This window comes from Novipirellula caenicola (genome assembly GCF_039545035.1).
Classification (GTDB): Bacteria; Planctomycetota; Planctomycetia; order Pirellulales; family Pirellulaceae; genus Novipirellula; species Novipirellula caenicola.
Genome location: NZ_BAABRO010000005.1, coordinates 144,062 through 164,853 on the forward strand (window position 1 = coordinate 144,062; position 20,792 = coordinate 164,853).

At 53.9% G+C, this 20,792-nt stretch carries 14 protein-coding genes; 9 read left to right on the forward strand and 5 right to left on the reverse strand.

Translation table 11 applies throughout. The annotated features are described in order from the left end of the window. Positions 1–45: 45 nt before the first annotated feature. The 4 genes from ABEA92_RS12330 to ABEA92_RS12345 form a co-directional block, all read right to left on the reverse strand. Positions 46–2,019: a thioredoxin domain-containing protein gene (locus ABEA92_RS12330; RefSeq protein WP_345684134.1), complete on the reverse strand. Its 1,974-nt coding sequence runs from the start codon at positions 2,017–2,019 to the stop codon at positions 46–48. 739 nt (positions 2,020–2,758) lie between these two features. Continuing rightward, positions 2,759–3,646, reverse strand: a complete 888-nt coding sequence (locus ABEA92_RS12335; RefSeq protein ID WP_345684135.1) for a phytanoyl-CoA dioxygenase family protein — start codon at positions 3,644–3,646, stop codon at positions 2,759–2,761. A 46-nt stretch (positions 3,647–3,692) separates the two neighbouring features. Then, positions 3,693–4,940, reverse strand: a complete 1,248-nt coding sequence (locus tag ABEA92_RS12340) for a nucleotidyltransferase domain-containing protein (RefSeq protein WP_345684136.1) — start codon at positions 4,938–4,940, stop codon at positions 3,693–3,695. A gap of 579 nt (positions 4,941–5,519) precedes the next feature. After that, positions 5,520–13,055, reverse strand: coding sequence for an RHS repeat-associated core domain-containing protein (locus ABEA92_RS12345; protein WP_345684137.1), 7,536 nt, complete (start codon positions 13,053–13,055; stop codon positions 5,520–5,522). An 867-nt stretch (positions 13,056–13,922) separates the two neighbouring features. On the opposite strand from ABEA92_RS12345, the gene ABEA92_RS31370 reads away from it, so the two are divergent. Then, positions 13,923–14,351, forward strand: a complete 429-nt coding sequence (locus ABEA92_RS31370; RefSeq protein WP_425572425.1) for a lasso peptide biosynthesis B2 protein — start codon at positions 13,923–13,925, stop codon at positions 14,349–14,351. Positions 14,352–14,391: 40 nt separating this feature from the next. After that, a complete protein-coding gene (locus tag ABEA92_RS12350) occupies positions 14,392–14,562 on the forward strand; it encodes a lasso RiPP family leader peptide-containing protein (protein WP_345684138.1) in 171 nt (56 codons plus the stop codon). Between the two features lie 196 nt (positions 14,563–14,758). Here the strand turns inward: ABEA92_RS12350 and ABEA92_RS12355 are convergent, their stop codons facing one another. Continuing rightward, a complete protein-coding gene (locus ABEA92_RS12355) occupies positions 14,759–15,283 on the reverse strand; it encodes a hypothetical protein (RefSeq protein WP_345684139.1) in 525 nt (174 codons plus the stop codon). 150 nt (positions 15,284–15,433) lie between these two features. On the opposite strand from ABEA92_RS12355, the gene ABEA92_RS12360 reads away from it, so the two are divergent. From ABEA92_RS12360 to ABEA92_RS12390, 7 genes are all read left to right on the forward strand, one after another. Continuing rightward, positions 15,434–15,616, forward strand: a complete 183-nt coding sequence (locus tag ABEA92_RS12360; protein ID WP_345684140.1) for a hypothetical protein — start codon at positions 15,434–15,436, stop codon at positions 15,614–15,616. A gap of 4 nt (positions 15,617–15,620) precedes the next feature. Further along, on the forward strand, positions 15,621–16,610 hold the full coding sequence (locus ABEA92_RS12365; RefSeq protein WP_345684141.1) for a radical SAM protein: 990 nt from the start codon (positions 15,621–15,623) through the stop codon (positions 16,608–16,610). A 58-nt stretch (positions 16,611–16,668) separates the two neighbouring features. Beyond that, complete coding sequence (locus ABEA92_RS12370) at positions 16,669–16,953, forward strand: PqqD family protein (RefSeq protein WP_345684142.1); 285 nt, start codon at positions 16,669–16,671, stop codon at positions 16,951–16,953. After that, the gene (locus tag ABEA92_RS12375) at positions 16,947–17,510 is read left to right on the forward strand and encodes a GNAT family N-acetyltransferase (RefSeq protein ID WP_345684143.1); all 564 of its coding nucleotides are present in this window, start codon (positions 16,947–16,949) and stop codon (positions 17,508–17,510) included. The genes ABEA92_RS12370 and ABEA92_RS12375 overlap by 7 nt, the downstream gene beginning before the upstream one ends. Before the next feature lie 632 nt (positions 17,511–18,142). Continuing rightward, positions 18,143–18,721: a hypothetical protein gene (locus tag ABEA92_RS12380; RefSeq protein ID WP_345684144.1), complete on the forward strand. Its 579-nt coding sequence runs from the start codon at positions 18,143–18,145 to the stop codon at positions 18,719–18,721. Positions 18,722–19,367: 646 nt separating this feature from the next. Continuing rightward, positions 19,368–20,345: an aldo/keto reductase gene (locus ABEA92_RS12385; protein ID WP_345684145.1), complete on the forward strand. Its 978-nt coding sequence runs from the start codon at positions 19,368–19,370 to the stop codon at positions 20,343–20,345. Between the two features lie 17 nt (positions 20,346–20,362). Next, the gene (locus tag ABEA92_RS12390; protein WP_345684146.1) at positions 20,363–20,716 is read left to right on the forward strand and encodes a VOC family protein; all 354 of its coding nucleotides are present in this window, start codon (positions 20,363–20,365) and stop codon (positions 20,714–20,716) included. Positions 20,717–20,792 lie beyond the last annotated feature (76 nt).

The window sequence follows — 20,792 nt, forward strand, 5'->3', positions numbered from 1 at the left end:
CTGTCGTGGATGTAATGAAAGGCTAGAAGCCTATCCCACTTTTTATCACTCCAACTCGATGTAGTCCGCTAACACGGCGGCCATCCTTGGTGCCGCGGCTGGATTTTGCTTGACCACTGCCGCCGCTGCGACGGCGAGTTTGCCGAGATAATCGTGCTCGGCAAACATCTTGGAATGCTTGTTCAAATACAGCAGATTCTCGCCAGCCACGCTGGCTCCGGCCGGCAACGCACCGTCATTGGGATTTTTCATCCGCACAATCAACAGCGATTGCTCAGCGGTCGTGAAGAAAAATCCGCCCACCTTTTCGTCCCAGAACAACTCGATCTGCTTCTCGGTCAGCGACTCGGCAGCATCGATCCACTTTGCGTCTCCGGTCGCTCGATGCAGTGCGATCAGCCCCGAGACAAAGAACGCATAATCGTCGAGATACTCCTCTAATTTCTTGGCGTCTGCGGCGTAGTCGCGTCGCAGAACTCCATCGTCGGCCGCAAGCTTTGCGAGTATGAAATCCGCTGCCTTTTGGGCTGCATCGACGTAGTCGGGCCGATCAAGCAGTCGGCCACTGTCGGCAAGCCCCGCGATCATCAACCCGTTCCAGGCCGCCAACACTTTCTCGTCCCGCAGCGGCCGTTCACGTCGCTCACGAATCGAACGCAACTCGTCTTTCACGCTCTGAAGCGAATCTCGCAGCCCCTCATACGACTGCCCTTTCTGTTTTGCAATTTCGGTCAGCGAACGTTTGGGCTCTGGCGCAAAGAACTCGCCTTCAAAATTGGGCTTCTCGCGTAACTGATAGACCGAGGCGAACTCGCCGAAACCACTTAACGATTTTTCGAGTGCCTCGATTTCCTCTTTGCTCCAGCGATAGAACTTGCCCTCTTCGCCTTCGGAATCCGCATCAAGCGAACTGTAGAATGTCGCGTCATCGGACTTCAGTTCACGCAGCACGAAATCACAGATGGCGATGGCCACGTCGCGGTATTCTTGACGCTTCGTGATTTTGTAGGCGCGTGCGTACACCGATGCCAATTGGCCGTTGTCGTACAGCATCTTTTCGAAATGAGGAATCTGCCACTGGCGATCGACGCTGTAGCGATGAAACCCGCCTCCGATATGATCGAACATCGCTCCGCTGATCATTCCATCAAGCGTTCGTGTCAACATTTTCAGCGACGCCTCCCGCTCTTCCTCGGATGTCGATTCTCGTTCGATTCGGTCCATCAAAAAATACAGGTTCGAGGGTTCGGGAAACTTTGGCCGGTTCGGCTGCGTCTCGGAGTAACCAAAACCGCCATAGACGGGATCAAATTGCTCTTTAAGTGCCTCGGCAACTCGGTCGATCAAGTTCCGGTTCAGTGCCGATGCGGCTGCCTCCGATTCCTCCTCGGCCACTCCGCTGCGGTTTGCTTTGATCATCAAAGTCAATGCGTCCGCTTGGGCTTGCACTGCATCACGCTGTGTCGTCCAAGCTTCGTCGATTTGTTTCAAGACACTCATGAACCCCGTCGCTTGACCACGATCGCCAGTTCTCGCTGGGAAATACGTTCCTGCCCAAAACGGTTTACCGTCGGGCGTCAAGAACACCGACATCGGCCAACCACCATTGCCACGACTGACAATCTGAACCGCCAACATATAAATCTGATCGACATCCGGACGCTGTTCGCGATCCACTTTGATGCAAACAAAGCGATCGTTTAGTAGTGCCGCGATTTCAGGATCGACGAACGATTCACGCTCCATCACATGACACCAGTGGCACGCGGCGTAGCCGACCGACAGAAACACCATCTTGTTTTCACGCTTGGCCTTCTCAAACGCCTCTTCGCCCCACGGATACCAATCAACCGGGTTGTGAGCATGTTGCAATAGATAAAGACTCGATTCCCCCGCAAGCCGGTTGGCGGGACGAGCCTCATCGGCCGCTTCCTGCTTTGACGTTTCTTGCCCGTGACACACGCAAGTCAAGAAGGTCGTCAAAGTGGTAATGATTAACGCGTTATAAAAGGAGGTCATCGGGCAGGATCCTGAAGAGGCAATGGCGGATGATCGTTCGCGTCGCCGCAGCAACGGGAGCGCATCACATCCAACCATTCTAACGCACACCCCCGTAGTGGATCTTGCTAAAGATCCCAACCGCCACCGATGCGAAAAAAACGTCCCGGCAGTTGGATACCCACGGGACGTGTAGCCACGTCCACTACGCCCCCTCGTAGTGGATCTTGCTAAAGATCCCGTCCGCCACCGACGCGGAGGAAAAACGTTCCGGCTTTTGGACACCCACGGGACGTGTAGCCACGTCCACTACGACCCCTCGTAGTGGATCTTGCTAAAGATCCCGACCGCCACCGACGCGATGAAAAAACGTTCCGGCAGTTGGATACCCACGGGACGTGTAGCCACGTCCACGACGACCCGCCGTAGTGGATCTTGCTAAAGATCCCGTCCGCCATCGACGCGGAGGGCAAACGTTCCGACGGTTAGATACCCAGCGGGACGTGTAGCCACGTCCACTACGCCCCCTCGTAGTGGATCTTGCTAAAGATCCCAACCGCCACCGACACGGAGGAAAAACGTCCCGGCAGTTGGATACCCAGCAGAACGTGTAGCCACGTCCACTACGCTCCGCCGTCAGGAAAGAGAATGGAGGTCTTTTTTGCGCGACGAGCGTTTTCGGGGTCTTCCTCGTGGGCGGATCTCAAATCGAGAGACTAACGCACAATAAGTCCCCATAATTACGATGAAAGCCCCAAAGTCACGTGGTACGCCCAAGATCTACATCTGAGCTTGCGACCAATGGTCGAAGCTCCTCCGTCGTGCACTGCACAACCTCCGGCAGTAGCGCTGTTCGCGAACGCCGCTGCAGTACGAAGGTGACACGCAGCATGAGTCGCGGCTGTTCACCATACGAATGCTTGTGGTAGCACACAGTGTCCTCGAAAAATGTTGTGCCACATTTTCCCAAGACGGTATGAATTCGGCTGCCAAACCGTAGTTCCGCTTTGCGGTCGTCAAGACAGCGTCGCATCATCCGCAGCCAAGACTTTGATTTGTGTGTTCCAAGGATGACCACATGGGGTCCACTATGGGCGTCAACATCGGTTAAATAGCAAAACAACTGAAGCGATTTGAAGTCACCGACGTCGTAGTGAAAACGACTCTTTTCCACTCGTTTTGATTCCTGGCTCTGTTCATCAGTCGGTGAAAAGGTCCAGTACAACAAGGTTTGATAAAGGCGTGGTTCGGCACCAAGATACTGTCGCGCCACCGCTAGCACGAATGGATCGAGAATGAGTTCACGCAGCACAGCACAATACACGTGCGGATTGTCGTAGTGGGAAACCGTTGTGTCGGAGCAAATTGATAGCAGCTCGTCCACACGGTCCTGCGACAATCGAGGCCCAGCAGCAAAGCCCTTCGCATTGAGTGCGACGACGTGACTGGCGACATTGAACTCGGGGAACATCGAATTGCATCCCTGCGGCAGTCTGGGATTGCAATCACGCCATTGGAAGTAGCGAATCGCCGATGCACGCCACGGCCCCAACCAAAATACGGCACTCATCGCACGAAGTACGAAACGAAACTGACGCTTCTCAAAAGTGCGTTTGTATTTCATCGGCAGCGACATCAATACCCGCATCAGTCCACTCCATCGTGCAAAGGGAAAAATGACTTGCGTGGGAACCTTAGAGTGGACGCCGGAATGGATTGAGACCATATTTTCCCAAAAAATACTTCACCAACAATCGAAACGGTCTCAAAACCGAGTGTAAGAAACGCAATTTCTCAGGCAACGGAAGAATTCGTTGTTCGTTCTCACTCGGACCAAACACCCACACAATACCACGGTAGCAATACGTAAATGCTTTGTCTTGCAATCGCTCTCTTGTCCGGCAATGAAATCGAGCGCGTTGCAGAAAACTGTTTCGCGAATAGGAAGGCCTGCCCCCACGATCGCTGAGCTGCTTCTCTATTTCTTTAACTAAAATCCCGGCGGAGCGATCCGAACTCATCGTAAGTATAACAGAGTCGGGTACTGGCGCATCGAGTAACTCGTATGCAAGCAGCACTCCCAGAGAGAGCATTCGCATGCACCCCATCTTTTTGGCCCTATCCATCAAGCCTGTCCAATCCAAGTCATCTGTCGAAGAAACCAATTCCGCGATATCGCACACTTGCTCTAACCGAACCTTGTTTTCAGTGGCATCCTTGACCAATTGCCCGCATACAACGAGAAGATTATCAGGTGCGGAAAGCCCAAGAGTCTCGGAACCAAACAGTTGGATTGGCTCAAGGCGACGCAATGAAGTCGCAAAATCAAACGGAAATGGAAACATGGCAGGTAGAAGACGGCGGTGCAGGTCGATGCCAACTCCGACTTCGTGTTTCGCGAAATGACATTCCCAACCCAAATCAAACAAAAGCTTGAATCCGTGATCGCTTAGCAGTTCCTTGGCATTTCTGTAGCGTTCCTCTGCCACGAGAATATCCAAGTCACCAAACTGTCGTAACGCGACGCTTTGATAGGCGCTCGCCGCCAACATCGGACCCTTGAACGGAATAATCGCAAGATCATTGTCTTGAAATAGTTTAATAAGCCGAAGCAACTCGCCTGCCAAAAAAAGATTTCCGGCAGCGATCTCCCTGCACTTTGCGGCCATATGCAACATCGAACATGAATTCACTAACTCTGAATCAATCTGCATTAGACCACGATGAACGAGTGGCATGACACCATGAGACTCGGCAATCGCGACGAGCCGCCCCCAATCTAGTTCAGAATGAAGGAGTGTTACAATTCGCCGGGCTGTTGCCGCAGAGATTACTCTACGGGAACAACAAATCATAAGCTCAAACTCAGGTTCACGATGCTGTTCCACCATCCTGGACATCAGCCCTCCATTTTTTAGCGGCAAATCTATCAACGAGTTCATTCTCATTGATCGACCTGACGCGCACTAGCATGTCGAATGATTTCTGCGGCGGGTGAAAGGGAACGTTTTATTGCCACGGACGTTTTCGGGGTCTTCCTCGGGGACGGATGGGAGACCAGAGACCAAAACGTGAGCGTCATTCTGAATCGGAAAAATTTTAATGCGAGACTGGTATAGATGCCCATCGCCAGAAGTGTGGTAGGGAGCGTGATATCGCTGAGTTTGGGTGGCGGTTACCCAGCGAAGCATCCGCCCCATCCGCCTGTCTTGGTTGGCCGCAGGACAAGGTGCCAGCGATTGAGCATGAGGCAGAACGAGAAAAGAATCGACCAGGTACCGCTCCAGGCCTTCGGCAAGCACGCATAGAAACGCCTCATAGTCTTCGTCTTTACGAAAAACCGTCTGTCGACTGTTGCCACGATTGAGAGCAATGTAAATGCTCCCAGCTTCGTCAGCTCGATTGCGTCGCGGCATTTCTGTGACTCTAAAGTAGACCACTGTCCAAAACGAAAAGCACACCACTCAAACCGCCAAAAAGACCCTTTTTTTTAAGCGGCCCCCTTCTTCTGGTTGTTTTCTCTAGGGGGCAGCGTATTGTCCACCATTGTTCGCAAACCAAGATAACGCTGAAAAGTCCTTAGTAACATCTGATTGCATGGAAACGTATCCGCAGCTCACACACGCATCGAATTGCCCGAAATTCCCGATCCGCTGAAGTAACGTACTTGCCCCAAATAACTCACCCAGCGAAACGGTATTCATTGTCCACCATTTTTCACGCTGTACCCATTTAGTAAATTCATTCTCCGACATGCTCAACGTTCCTTCATCAAGCATTGCATGCACTTGCCACCCGAGAGCGTAAGACGATCTTTGGATTGTTGATTCCAATCCGCCATGCGCACTCCACTCGTGGAATTGAGCTCCTGCGACAATATCCCAGAATGAAATACCTGATGTAACAAGTCTCGACACAAACCCGTAGAGAATGTTGTTTGGTTGGTAAGAGTTGATACATTTCCCGGCAAGCATCACCGTGCCTTTGCACCTGTCTGTGCCGCACCCTTTCTCAGGATGTGGTTTAACCTGAAAGTCGATATTAATTCCGTTCTTTGCGAGGAATGAAAGCCCATCGACCATCCCCCGATCACCTGATGTCAGTTGCTTTTTCGCTCGCGACGCAGTGCGTTTCAAAGCATTCAAAAATACGGCAGTGATATCCGGACCACACTTACATTCTTTTAGACCAAATGGATCCACATACAGGACTGGGTTATTGGCTAGGTATGAATACTCGTTTACTCCCGCATAAACTCCAATTGGATCGCGTGATACGAACCTTCCCTGACTGACATGCAGATATCTGTTGCGGTAGTTGTAGAGTCCTGTTTCTGCGTCTGAACGACGCCCCTCAACCAAATATGGATTGCCAACTTTACTGGCGTCCCCAACCACAATCACATCATCCCCACCAAAATCAACCACGCCGTTGGCCCCGGGTTCAAAGACGGTTTGTCGTCCGTAGGCATCGTATTGATACCCTTCGAGGATATCGGCTGACGCATCGGTCAAGGCATGTACCGAATACAGCGTGTTCTGGTGATAGAAAAGTCGCTGGTCCCCGGGGCCGGTGGCCGTGTCATCGCCTCCGAGGTTGCGATCCAATACGAGTGGCTCGTCGATGTAGTTGCCGTAAACGTACTGCTGTGTCAGTGCGTTGGCGGCGTCACGTTCCTCGAGCACTTGCCAGCCGTCGTAGTAGAAATCGGTCGTGCCATCTAAAGCCCCGGAGTTGCTGACGTCTTTGCGAATGCGGCGGTTCGCAGCATCGTACGCATAGGTGGCGACCAGATTACCGTCGGCATCGGTGACTCGTCGCAATCGATTGCGGTAATCCCACTCGTATCGCAAATCGCTTGTGCCATCGACCGTTTGATTCCCGTTGTCGTCGTAATCGAACGTCGTTCCGTTTTCGGTGAGCAATTCGTTGAACGAACTGTGCGTTCGGTCCAGTCCATCGACCTCGTCCCAATTGCCGACGCCGTCGAGATCCCACTCGCTGTGCAGCGGATCAATCGCTCCGGCATCCGGCCGGTCGAAGTTGATCAAACGATACGTCGAATCGTAGGCATACGTTTCGCTGTTGACTGGATCGTGCAGTTTCTGCTCATTCAACTTGTTGTTCATTCGATCGTAATCGTGCGTGAAGCCAACGATTAGCGAGTTGTCGCCGCGGAGATGGCGCAGTTGGGTCGGGCGGCGGAGTCCGTCGTAACCATCGACCGAGTTGCCGGCGTCGTTCAAGTACGTCATCCGCGTGTCGTTCTGTGGATAAGCTCGCACCAATACACGGAAAGCACCGATGTAGTCGTAGTCGACAATGCCCGTTGTCGCACCGACATCCGCGATCGTCTGCACACGATCCAAACCGTCATAGGTGTAACCGAGTTGCCGGTCGTTGGGATACGTCAGAGAAGAACGCAGATTCTCGGCTCGCCAAGCCGACGTGATTGCTTCGGCACCGAGCGGGCCGATCTGCTGCGTTTCTTCGATCACTCGGCTGAGTGAATCGTAAGCATAGGTAATAATCGAGTCGTCATCGGCTGATTCCGGTTCGTTGTTGTCGGTCGCGTTGACCAGACGCGAAAGACCATCATATTGGTAGTTCTCAGCATTGGTACCAATCACGATCGGCGGATTGCGTCGGTCGGTTGGATTCGAGCGATCACCTCGCGGGAAGGGATTGAAAATCGGATCGAATCGATGAATGTCGCGTTGCCCGGATCGGAAAACACGGACCGCGATCGAGCGGTTGATCGCGTCGTAGTCGGTAAAGACTTCGCTGTCGTTTTCGTCTTCCAGGATCAGTACGTTGTCGTCCGGGTCATAGCCCCAAACGATCGTGGTCGGCGGACGGTCGTCCACGCGATCGGCCAGCGATTGGAACAACGGGGCAATCACATCAATTCGTGACTCGGCCGCGGACAACTGTCTTTGTACCAGCGTTCGCGAAATCGATCGGGGGCTGTTGATCGTCGCCGCACTGGGCGTGACAACCGTTCGCGACCCGAGAATGTTTGCGTAGGTGTACAGCGAGTCGACGGTTAGCCCCTTTGTTTCACTGACGCGGCGATTCAGATTGTCATAGAGATAGACCGTAACGTTCCCCTGGTCGTCGATCAGCGATGACAACAGCGAGTTGTCGTCATACGTATAGCCGGTGCGGATGATCCCGTCGCCGCCACCCTGCCCATCGATCGGGTCGTCATCCGGTGGCGGCGTGAACGATCCGGGGACCGCTGGATCATCTTTGACGCCAAAGATCGATGCGCCGACGTGCTCGCCATCACCCGAGAAGGTTTCGCCCGTCGACGCAAGCAGGTCCGTTAAAACAACTTCTTGAAGTGTTTGACGATTGATCCCGTCGTAGAGGTACCGTGTGACGTTTCCAAAGTCGTTGATCGCGTTGACCGTCAGCGGGCCTGGCGCGAACGCACGTCGCACGATCGATTCGCCAGTCAGCGGTCCTTGAGCATCCGCCATCGCGACGAGGTTATCGCGGCTATCATAGCGGTAGAACATCGTCTGGCCGATGTTGTCCGTCGTTTGCTGGACACGGTTCAAGCTGTCGTAGAAGTAGGTGGTGATAAAGATATCGTCCGACACCCCCGGCACCTGCGAGACGTCGATCTCACGCGTTTCGATCACGTTGTGATTGTCGTCATAGGCGGTATTGCCCAAGTTGCCTTCGGGGTCGCGAGTGCGGATAACGCGGTCGACACCGTCATAGAAGTATTCATAGGTGTCCTCGTCGTCTTCGACTAGAAATTTGGTGCGACTGTTGCGATCGTATTCATTACGGGTGCTGACGCGGCCGATGATGGAAACTCCAATCAAACCTGGAATGGCACCGTTGTCGCCTGGCGTCAGTTTACCACCGCCGATGTCGGTCGCACCGTCCTGCACATCCGGCACCCTCACCATTGGAATTGTGTTCACAAACAGCACGCGATCAGTTTGAAAGTTGCGGTTCAGCTCGTCATGCAAACTCTCGGTCGTTTCCAACAGGTTATCGTTGACCAAGTTGCCGACTTGGATCACGCCCAATGTTGAAACAGGAAACGCCAAGTCATCAGGACCATCCGAGGTTGGGCTCGGTCCACCGACCGGTCCAAAACGCGTTGTCCGCACGACGTTGCTGACCGGGTCGTATTGATAGACCGTCTGGTTACCGACGCTGTCGATGACACTGGTCAAGCGATCGAAACCGTCGTAAATGTAGCGAGTGCGATCCCCGGGACCGACATCAGAGTTATTATCCGCTGACAAATCGGTATCGTCGGCATCGGAGGTTTCGATGACGTTGCGATTGCCATCATAGACGAACGTCGTGCACTGACACGGGAATCCGCCGCGAACGTCGTAGCGGGCGGGATCGAGTCGCGCCAGCAAGGTCTTTGCCGTACCTCGCGGATTTTCACGAAACCGTTCGGCAGGCACGGTTGCGCCTCGAGTCGTCCGGAACAACAGATCGCGTTCGTCATAAATCGCCGTCGTTGCGTTGCCTTCGGGCAGAATCGTCAACACTTGGTTCTCATTCGCATCGTAGCGATAGCGAGTCCGCAAAGCATGAGGATCCGCACCGCCGGTAACCTCCTCAAGCATCTCGATTTGGTTGTCCAAAATGTCATACTTCATCAGCGAGTCGACAAATGCGGTATCGCCGAATGGATCGGGATCAGGCAGGATCACATATGTCGACCGGGAATTGGGACGGGCACGCCAGCGTGAGTCCAAAACCAGTTGTGTTGCCGAATTGGAGACAATTCGGAGGACCTGCCCCGCGCCCGCGCCGCCCGTAATTCGCACCAATTGGCCGACGAACTGGTTAACCGCCCATGTCTGAGTTGTATCATTCAAGGTGTTCGTGCCATTGCGTCCGCTCGATTGTCCCGTCTGGCCACTGATCAATGCCGGCAAATCTTCCAGCGGAAGATTGCCGTCGACGTTTGACGTATTGCCTCGGTCTTCGACTTGCCGCAACACGACGTTGTCATTGAAGTCGTAGAAGACGTTTTCGAGATAAGCAAAATCGGTGAGATCCAAAGGCTCGGCGGGATCGGGCGGATCAGGAGCAAATCCATCATGCGCAGCGGCACGAGTGATTTGCACGACTTGATTTAATTGATTAACAGCGTAGTCGGTGACAATCCCTCGACCGTCGACCTCGCGAGTCACGTTCCCGACGGGGTCATACGAATACTGCATCCTGATTTCCGTGATCTCGGGATCCGTGCCTGAATTTCGCAGCGGATTCATCTCGGTATCGCGGATCGTTTCCTTCAAATAGCCGCCGGTCGTGGTGTCGAGCAGGCGGCCGTCGGCTGGCGGATCGCTCAGCGTGCCATCGCCATCGGGGTCGTCTTCGCGGTTGTAGACGTAGACGTCGACGTTGCCTTCGGGATCGGTCATTTCAATCAGTTGCCCGAACGCGTTGTAGACGTATAGCTCGACAATCTCCTGCGCGGTATCTCCTTCCAGAAGTGCTTGATTGGATCCGGGGATATGGTTGACGGTCGGGTATTCGATGCGAATCACGTTGCCGTTGATCTGATTGGTGATCCCGTCACCATTGACATCCCCCAAATTCATCACGATTCCGGCGTCATTGAGACGTTGTTGGACCTCGGGGATCGTGATACCTAACTCGGCGGCCAATCCAGCCAAGTTGTTTCCTTCTTGGTAATCAAATGCATAAGTCGTGGTGTAGCGACCGGGATTGGGACTGGGCTCTCCCGCGAGCGGAATCGGCGGAACGAACAAGTCGTCATTTCCACGTGCGTCGGTGCTCGTACGGATCTGGTTGTAGATCGGCTCAAACGTGTTTGTGCTGACGATGCTATCCTGGTCACCGCCGCGAGCATCAGCCGTTTGAACCGAGGTTGTCAGGTTGCCTTGCTGGAATCGATCAAGATTGGCGACATCATAAGTTTGCTCGGTGGTGTTCCCTTCGTGGAACGTCGTTCCCGCTGGTTCGTAGTCACCGTTCCAGTCAAACCGCGTTTCAAAGAATTCAGGATCATTGGACCGGATATCGCGGTTGGTAAACTCCTTGACGCTGAGAATGTTGTTCAACTGGTTGAACTGATACTCGGTCTCGTTTCCATTGCGGTCGGTCACCGTGGTTTGCCAAACAGGCGTGGTCACATCGTCGGGCGAAGCCGGCACACCAATGCCTTCGTACACGTACTCGATCGTTCCTCCCGCCGGCACGCCCGAATCATTGGTTCCGCCCAAGGTTTGCTGAATGACTTGGCCGACATTCCCCGAACGAAGGCTGGTTTCGTATTCGAGTTGGATGCGAGGCGGTCCACCGCTGGCAACTTCGTTCGGTGCCGTCACGGACAACAGGTCGTGGTTTAGCAGCGGGAAATCGAAGCCCGACGAGTATTCATATATTTCCGTCTTTCCATTTTCAAAGTCGTTGCCGGTCGGAGTCTCGGTGACCGCGGGCGACGTGACGGCGACCAGATCATCGTTGTCATCGTATTCAAAAAGGATGCTGCGATCAAAGAAGTCACGAACTTCGATTAAGCGGTTGTCGGCGTTATAGAAGTAGTCGATGGGGCGGCCGAGCGTGTCCACGACGCGCTGCAACAATCCGTCGCCGTTGTACTGGAAGGTCATCGTGTTGTCGTTGCGATCGGACCAGGATGTCATCCGTGCAATGCCGTCGGCATCGGGCGTGTCGTAAGTAATGACCGTGCCATCCTGGCGACGTTCGCTGAAGCTGCCATCGCCCGGATTTTCGACCAAATTGGTGTAGTAGCCACGCGGCGAATTGAAGGAGCCATCGGGATTCTGGACGTAGATGTCAGAGCGGTTTTCTCCTTCAAAGATCACCACGTCGCCCGCTTTCGCGTCCGGGAAACTGAACTGCACGACACGCTCGTTCGCTGCACTCACTTGGTGCAAACGGCGGTTGTAGTTATGGTCCCAGTTATGCCCCAAGGGCCCATCGAGACTAACGTCGCTACGATAAGTCCGCTCAAAACGCCAATTGAACCCGCGGCCTGGAATCTCCAAATCGACCGTGGTGTAGCGGTACTCCCCATTGTGCAGAAAGACGGAGGGTTTCCCTGTGTCATTCTCGACTCCCGGCACCGCGTGACAAACGGCACAAACCGGCGTCTCCGTAACGCCGGCAATCACATCAACCTCAAAGAAAAATCGCTCCGGCAGATGCTGTCGCACATCGACATTGACGATGAACTCAAATGACTCGCCTGGATCAAGGTAGCCGTCGCTCAGTCCACCAACTCGGGCGGGACGAAACTGAGCATCGACGCCCCGGTTCGTATCGGTGTCACCTCCGGGGTTGTGCAATTCGCTTGCATTCTCGGATTGTTTGGCTTCATCTTCGATGTACGGATCCAATGGGTTTGCCGGTCCGTCGTCCACTTTGCAGGGATCCGGTGAACAGCTTGGACCATCGAGCCGCCGTACCTGGACGATGGGGTTGATCAGCCGTTGCTTGCTGGAATTGGTAAAGGTCGCGACGATTGGAAACGGCCCCAAATCGTCGGGTGGATCGATTTCGGGGCCATGATGGTGACCGTTCGGACCTCCGTGATGAGAAAACCTGCTCGTCAAATTGTCATCCAAGAACGAATTCACAACGACCGGAACGTAAGGTGTATTTGCGTCGACCTCGAACGGGTCGGCTGCAGCGGTAGATGCCGCAATCACAGTCGGTGTCGTCGAGATGACGTCGTTTGGCGTAACGGTTGAAACGGACGCGACTTGCATTTTTTGCGTTGGCAATGAGTTGATCACCAACAAAGCATCAAAGGCGGTGACGACACCGTCGCCATTGATATCGAATTGTCCTTGCCGTTGTGCTAGCGACGCTCCGGATGACGATGAATCTGCGGTCCGTCGGTCCAGCGCGTTGATGATCAACAGGGCGTCCAGTGCGGTGACCGATCCGTCGCCGCTGGTGTCGAGCAAACCGGCCGCCAACAACCAGCGGGCTTCGAGCCGCTCGAGTATCAAGCGACGCTTCCGATTCACGTTTTGACTTCGCTTCCGCTGCGTGGAACGACGCTTCGACATGATCGCGACTCCCGGAATCAATAGCTTCGGTAGCGATCCGATAAATCGGTCCGCTAGTCAATGAGAAGGCGTTCTATCAAAACGTTTGTTTTGATTCGTTTCGGTCGCAGAGTCCCCCAGACATCCTTGCATCGACGGCCCTTGCTAATCCAGCTTACGTCCGTGCCAGCCGCACTATCGAGATCTCATCACCAATACTTACCCCCCGCCTTCGCTTTTCTGCTTTCTATAGCGGTTCGTCGGCAAATCAATAAAAACCCAAGCATTTTCACGAGAATTTCGAATGCAAGAACTTCTCTTTGCATCTACGCCTCGCCACGTTCGACAATATTGGGCTATCCAGTCACACTTCGTGCCAATTTGTACAGCCAAATCCCTCGTTGCACCGGTGCGACTCGTATTGCACATTCACACGGATACCAGCAATTGTCACTCGATAAGGCGAAAGCCCACTACGACAATCCGAAGAACCTCAGCAATTGGACGATCATGTGTCGGGGATTGCGATAGACATAGATCCGACGAAACGGTCGAAACACGTGGTACAGAAATCGCAAGCGAGTCGGCAGTCGCCTCGGATAAAGCATCGGTGTAAACGCATACACCATAGCGGCCACTGGTCCTCTGAAAAAAAGTCCAGAGTAATTCGTCGGCTAAGCCGCGCACGTTATCGTCGCGGGCGATTCGTTGCTTCAGTTGGTCCGGCAGACCAGCGTTAAGCAAACCGAGAGCTAGTGCACATCCGCACCGTGCTAACAAACAAGTTGCACGTCGATTCTTCACCGACTTTGTTTGCCTCGCTCTCCGGTGAAGGCTAGACTAGCTGCATCAACAAATCGCGTCCACCAAAATGATTGTAGGTTTGGGGTGAGATTTTTCAGGATACCGCCGGATCGACGCAAGCTACTGTTACAGGCAATCTTTTGGTTGGTTGCTGATGGCGTCTCTCTTCGTTTATTCCCAACACGGACGCTACGAGCTTCGTACCGCAGACAATGTCGGCCGATTAACCGTGGCCGAGTCGACGCAAAAAGTGTCGCTCGCGCGGTAGCGATTGCATCGGATTACGTGCCATACCATACCTGTTTGACTCGCGCGTTGGTTGTTTCCCGCTTGCTACAACATCATCGCCTACCATCTCGGATGCAGATTGGCGTTGCCCGAATCGACGGAGAGTTTCGAGCCCACGCTTGGGTCGAATCCGACGGCGGTGTCGTGATTGGCAGAACGAGTGATTTGGAACGTTTTGTTCCGTTGCAAAAGAATGGCAATGTGATCGCACAGTGCGTCGCATGACAATTTCATCCGTGATTCATTGACAAACTGGAACGACCTTATGAAAGAGTTGTCGAAACCTCAGAATTCTCAAAGCACCGATGACTCGCCAAGCGACGCATTGGTGAAGCCGCCGTTCGAGAAACCAAAGTTGACCTTTACGCCGCCAAAATTGGTCAAACATGGCGAAGTGACTGAGTTGACCGGGTTCTTCGGTGCGTTCTCTCCCTGAGGCTTCGTTGGTGAAATCCTCAGTCACGCTCGATAATCGGCTAAATGCCCCGAACAGCACCTCCGCACATACGGACACAGAAACCGCCACAGTGCACCCGAGGTTCGAAGTGGGTGGTGTTCGGATCGCGATCGAGCATGACGCCCCGCAGCAATCCGAGAAACTACACCGTTTGTGGCGAGAACTGTTTGTCGTCTCAGCAGCAGATCCCGCCCAACATGCTGCGTTGCTTCGGATCCATTTTTCGTCGGAGCGTGGAGTCAACTTTGGGGCAGATGCAAAACTGCTTTGCGATGCGAGCGGGCTTCGCGTAGCGCGTCTTGAAAGCGGCTTTGTGCTCGACTGCCGAGGTGCAAGACTTCACATCAACACGACTGATGGTGTTGGACACGGAGACCTCCAGGAATCCTTCTTTTTCTTGCCCTCGGACCAGCAGCGGCGATTCCTGCTGCTGGCACTCGTGATGCTGATCCGCCGCCATCAGCGATTCGCCCTGCATGCAGGGGGAATTGCCCGAGCGGGACAAGGCTGTCTCATCGCCGGACGCTCCGGATCCGGAAAGACGACGTTGGGACTGAGTCTGATACAACAAGGCTGGAGCTACTTGTCCGATGATGTGGTCGTGTTGCGGGAGGGTCTCGAAGGAATTGACGCCCTCGGCATAAATCGTGGTCTGGGTTGCACGCCTCAGACGGCCGAAAGATTCCAGCAGTTGCTTCATTGCCGGGACCGGATTGGTGAGAAGTGGATCATGCAGCTAAACAGCAACACGTCCGTTCCGGTGACAGATTGCCGACCCAATTTGCTGCTATTTCCGATTATCGGCAACCGATCGGATAGCCGTTTAATCCCTCTCGGTCCGTGCGAGGCGGTGAATGAGTTAATTCAATTCAGTGCGGGAATCATGACCAGCCACGAAGAGGCGGGACGGCAACTTCAGATCCTCAATCGTCTGGTGGCCCAGTCCCGGGCATTCCGTATGATCGCCGGCCGGGACGTGATCGCGTGTCCTGAGCGAGTCGACGACTTGATCCAAAATTCAACGGAGGCGTAAGAGTATGCCGCGAATCGTGATCGAATTGACCAACCGTTGCAACTTGAGCTGCCAACATTGCTTCTCGGGACGGCATGGTGGAAACACCGATTTGCCACTCGCGATTCTCGATCACGTATTGGCCGAAGCCGGTCTGCTTGGCTTTGACTTCATCGCCTTCACCGGTGGCGATCCCACGGTGTACCGCCATTTCGCCGACGCTCTGGCTCGCACATCGCAAGCCGGTTTTCAGTTTGGCATGGTCACCAACGGCCAGAACTTCAAAATGGTGTATCCAGTCTTACTTGAGCATCGCGACCATTTGAATGTTGTTACCTTTAGCGTGGATGGTGCAACGGAGTCATCGCATGACAAGCTCCGCGGCAAGAACTCATTTCGCCGCGTCATGCAAGCCGCCAGCATCTGTATGTTCAAAGACATTCCGTTTTCGATCAACATGGTGGTGACCCGCAACAATCAGCACGAGGTTGCAGAACTAGCTGAACTTGCCGCTCATCTGGGCAGCCGCGGGGTTCGCTTCGGCCACTTAATGCATTCCCCAATCACCACGGCTGATGGTCAGGATCTTTCATCGGAGGAGCGAAAACGGGTGGAAGCGGAAATCGCGGACCTGCAACGTAACTCGGCAATCGCCATTGCGATGGGACCGGGCTACTTTACCGATTCCTTGTTTCCATGCGCACCGCTGCAGATGCAGGAGGTCAACGTGGATTGTCACGGCAACCTGACGAAGTGCTGTCATTTGTCAGGGCATGGTTCCCCGAAAACCCAGAGAGATGTGATCGGAAACCTCGCTGAGATCACATTCGGTGAAGCTTACCGGCGGTTAGTCGCCGAGAACGATGTTTTTCGCGAAACGAAAATGCGGCATCACGCCAGCGGGCAATTCGATGAAACCGACTATTTTCCATGCTGGTACTGCTCACGATATTATTCAAAATTGGACTGGCTTCGATCGACGGAGCCCAATGTTTGGCAACTTGCCCTACGGTAGCCAGTGATTGGGAAAATTTTTGATCCGAGCAGACCTCCCCGCCTCGATGGACACGACGATGACGATTGATACCAGCACTAAAGTTGTACCGCACAACGACACCCTGTTCACGCAACTGCATGACGGCGAAGCCGTGTTGTTACATCTGGAAACACATGCCTATTATGGGCTGAATGAAACAGCCGCCCGCATTTGGCAGCTGCTTTCCGACGGACTCACCTTGGGCGAAGTCTGCTGCCAACTTCAGAGCGAGTTCGACGTGGGCGACGCGGAGATCCTACAGTATGTTGTTGCGTTCGCTGAAGAATTGTCGACCACAAAACTGGTGGAGCTGAGTTGCTGAACTCCAAACCCCATTCGCACCGAATCGACGTACGGACCGCGGTCGATGGCGACACCGCAGAGTTGGCGGGCTTGTTTCGAGATCAGGCCGAATACCAGCAACAATTATCACCCCACTTTGAAATCATCGAAGGCTTTGACTGGTCGACACTGGTTTCAAAAAAACTTAAGCAACACGAATCCGCAATCTTTGTGTGTCAATGCGATCAGACGATTGTCGGCTATATCAGCGTACGTCATATGCGGCGGAACGGTGGCCGATCAAAACGAGATTTGCGTGGTTGGATCCATCAATGGATAAGGTCGCGTCCGAATCGACCGATCACGCCGATCCAAGCTCGCAATTACGGTTTTGTCGAAGACTGGTATGTCGCCGCCGATTGGCGGCAACAAGGGATCGGCCGCAGGCTTTGGGAAGCGGCAAGAAAATGGTTCGAGCAGCGAGAGACCAAGGAGATTGATACGACAATCTGGGTCGATAACGAGCCGTCCATCCAGGTTTTTGAGCATCTGGGCTTTGCCCCCGTTCGTGTAATGATGCGTAAATCGTTGACCTAGGATTGAACTTGCAAGACTCCCACTGCAAGGAAAAACGTCTCGGCAGTTGGACACCCAGAGGGACGTGTAGCCACGTCCTCGACGACCCCTCGTAGTGGATCTTGCTAAAGATCCCGGCCGCCACCGACACGGGGAAAAACGTTCCGGCAATTGGATACCCAGCGGGACGTGTAGCCACGTCCACTACGACCCCTCGTAGTGGATCTTGCTAAAGATCCCAACCGCCACCGACGCGGAGAAAAACGTTCCGGCAGTTGGATACCCAGCAGGACGTGTAGCCACGTCCACGACGACCCTCCGTAGTGGATCTTGCTAAAGATCCCGACCGCCACCGACACGGAGGAAAAACGTCCCGGCAGTTGGATACCCAGCAGAACGTGTAGCCACGTCCACTACGCTCCGCCGTAGTGGATCTTGCTAAAGATCCCAACCGCCACCGATGCAGGAAAAACGTCTCGGCAGTTGGACACCCAGAGGGACGTGTAGCCACGTCCACGACGAATAGTGGCCACGCTCACGACGAATATTCGTAGAGATTTTGTCAAAGATCCTTCAATTGACGCCAGAAAAAATTCTATGATGCAAGTTACGAACGTATCGCTTCGCCTACGGCTCAAAAGAAGACCATTGCAATGTCCAAACGCGATCACTTGCATCGGCTTGCGGCTCACTACTATCAAGCGGATGCAGCGGTCCATTGGTCCGTCACGATTCTCGAACGTCGCCAAGGATGGCTTTCCGTCTCGTTTCTCTATCGTTTTCGCGAACTCATGACGCATACCGTGTTTCGCTACGGATTGGTGTGTCCCATTTTTTGCCTGATGCCCGATCATTTCCACATGGTGTGGATGGGACTTTGCTCGGGGAGCGATCAGTTGCTCGCGATGAAGCATTTTAGAAAAACGGTCAATGATTCGCTGAAACGAATTGGTTTTCAGCTACAAGATCAAAGTTACGATCATGTCTTCAAAGAAGACGAACGACGTGAGGAAGAATTCCGTAACGCGTGCGAGTACATCGCTCGAAATCCCGAGCGTGCTGGGTTGGTGGATGTCGATGAATTCGCCAAGTACAAGTTTTCGGGCTGCGTTGTCCCGGGCTATCCCGAGCTACGGGTGTTCGATACGGACTTTTGGGATCGGTTCGACCACGTGATCTCGTTCCTTCGTAAACGAGGCTTGATGCAGGTGGGACAGAGCGGACCGGGATGACGAGCACGCTGAGAATGCGGAGTTCAGGGGAGTGCGTAGTGGATCTTGCTAAAGATCCTGGCCGCTGAGACGGGAAACGTCTGGGACGATTGGGATGTGCGAAGGGACGTGTAGCCACGTCCACTACAGGGGTGCGTCGTGGATTCTGCTAAAGATCCCGACCGATGAAACGGGAAACGGCTGGGACGATCGGGGTGCGTGCAGGGACGTGTAGCCACGTCCACTACAGGGATGCGTCGTGGATCTTGCTAAAGATCCTGACCGCTGAAACGGGGAACGGCTGGGACGATCGGGATGTGCGAAGGGACGTGTAGCCACGTCCACTACAAGGGTGCGTCGTGGATCTTGCTAAAGATCCCGGCCGCTGAGACGGGAAACGTCTGGGACGATCGGGATGCGTAAAGGGACGTGTAGCCACGTCCACTACAAGGAGTGCGTAGTGGATCTTGCTAAAGATCCCGTCCGCTGAGACAGGAAACGTCTGGGACGATCGGGATGCGTGAGGGGACTTGTAGCCACGTCCACTACGGGATCGATACTCGCTGAGCGGGGGGCGATGGTGGATTGTCCTTCGAGCCTCCGCTAGATTGTGCGAACCACGTCACGCCTGTCTTAAAGCCCTGCCACGCGAATCTACGGAAACATCATGGAATCAATCCAATTAAAAAGCGGACGCTCCGTCCCTAAGATCGGACTTGGACTTTGGAAGATCGACCAAGCCGAAACCGCTGAGGTGGTGCAAGCAGCGATCGATTGCGGCTACCGACATTTCGATTCCGCCTGTGACTATGGCAACGAAGTCGAAGCGGGCAACGGACTGAGTCAAGCAATGCGTGATGGCAAAGTCACGCGTGAGGATCTTTGGATCACTTCAAAGCTGTGGAACACCTACCATCGCCCCGAACATGTGCGTCCCGCGCTCGAAAAGACACTCGCCGATTTGCAACTCGACTACCTCGACTTGTATCTGATCCACTTTCCGATCTCGCAGCAGTTTGTCCCGTTTGACCAGCATTATCCGCCAGGTTGGTTCGCGGACCCAAACGCGGAATCGCCAAAGATGGAACCGGACCATGTGCCGCTGATCGAAACCTGGCAAGCAATGACCGAATTGGTTTCCGCGGGCTTGGTTCGCGAGATCGGTGTTTGCAATTTTAATATTGCACTGATCCGAGAATTGATGAACCAAAGCGATACGCCACCGGCGATGCTGCAAGTCGAATTGCACCCGTACCTGACTCAACAAAAATTGCTGCGATTTTGCCGCGAGTCCGAGATCGCGGTGACCGCGTTTTCACCGCTTGGGGCTCAGTCGTATTTCCAACTGAACATGGCCGAGTCGGGAGAAGCGGTGATCGAGCAAAACAAAATCAAAGAGATCGCGTCACATCACGATCGAACCCCGGCGCAAGTCGTGTTGCGTTGGGGAATCCAGCGTGGTACCGCGATCGTGCCCAAAACATCAAAGACCGAGCGATTGAAAGAGAACATCGCCCTGTTTGATTTCCAGTTAAGCGACGCCGAAATGAAAACGATCGATGCGATGGACCGTCATCGTCGTTTCAACGATCCGGGTGATTTCTGTGAAGCTGCGTTCAATACTTTTTTCCCAATCTACGAATAGCACCTGAGACCACGAAGATGCATCAACACGAAAAATTGAACTACGTCGAATTCCCCTGCAAAGACCTTGCGGCCACCAAGGCGTTTTTTGGCAAAGCGTTTGGTTGGACGTTTGTGGATTACGGCCCGCAGTACAGTTCGTTTGCGGACGAGGGACTCGACGGCGGCTTCTTTCAATCAGATCAAGCCGCCACGACCGCCAATGGCTCAGCACTGCTGGTTTTCTATAGTCAGAAGCTCGAAGAAACGCAGACCAAGGTCGAATCGGCTGGCGGGACGATTCTTAAGCCGATCTTTTCATTTCCCGGTGGACGCCGATTCCAGTTCACCGAACCAAGCGGCAACGAATTTGCCGTCTGGTCGGATCAATAGCGGCGTGCGACTTGATGAGGCGAAACCAATCGGCGTTTTGACGGTTGAATCAGGGTGAGTGGATCGAGCGAGGTTT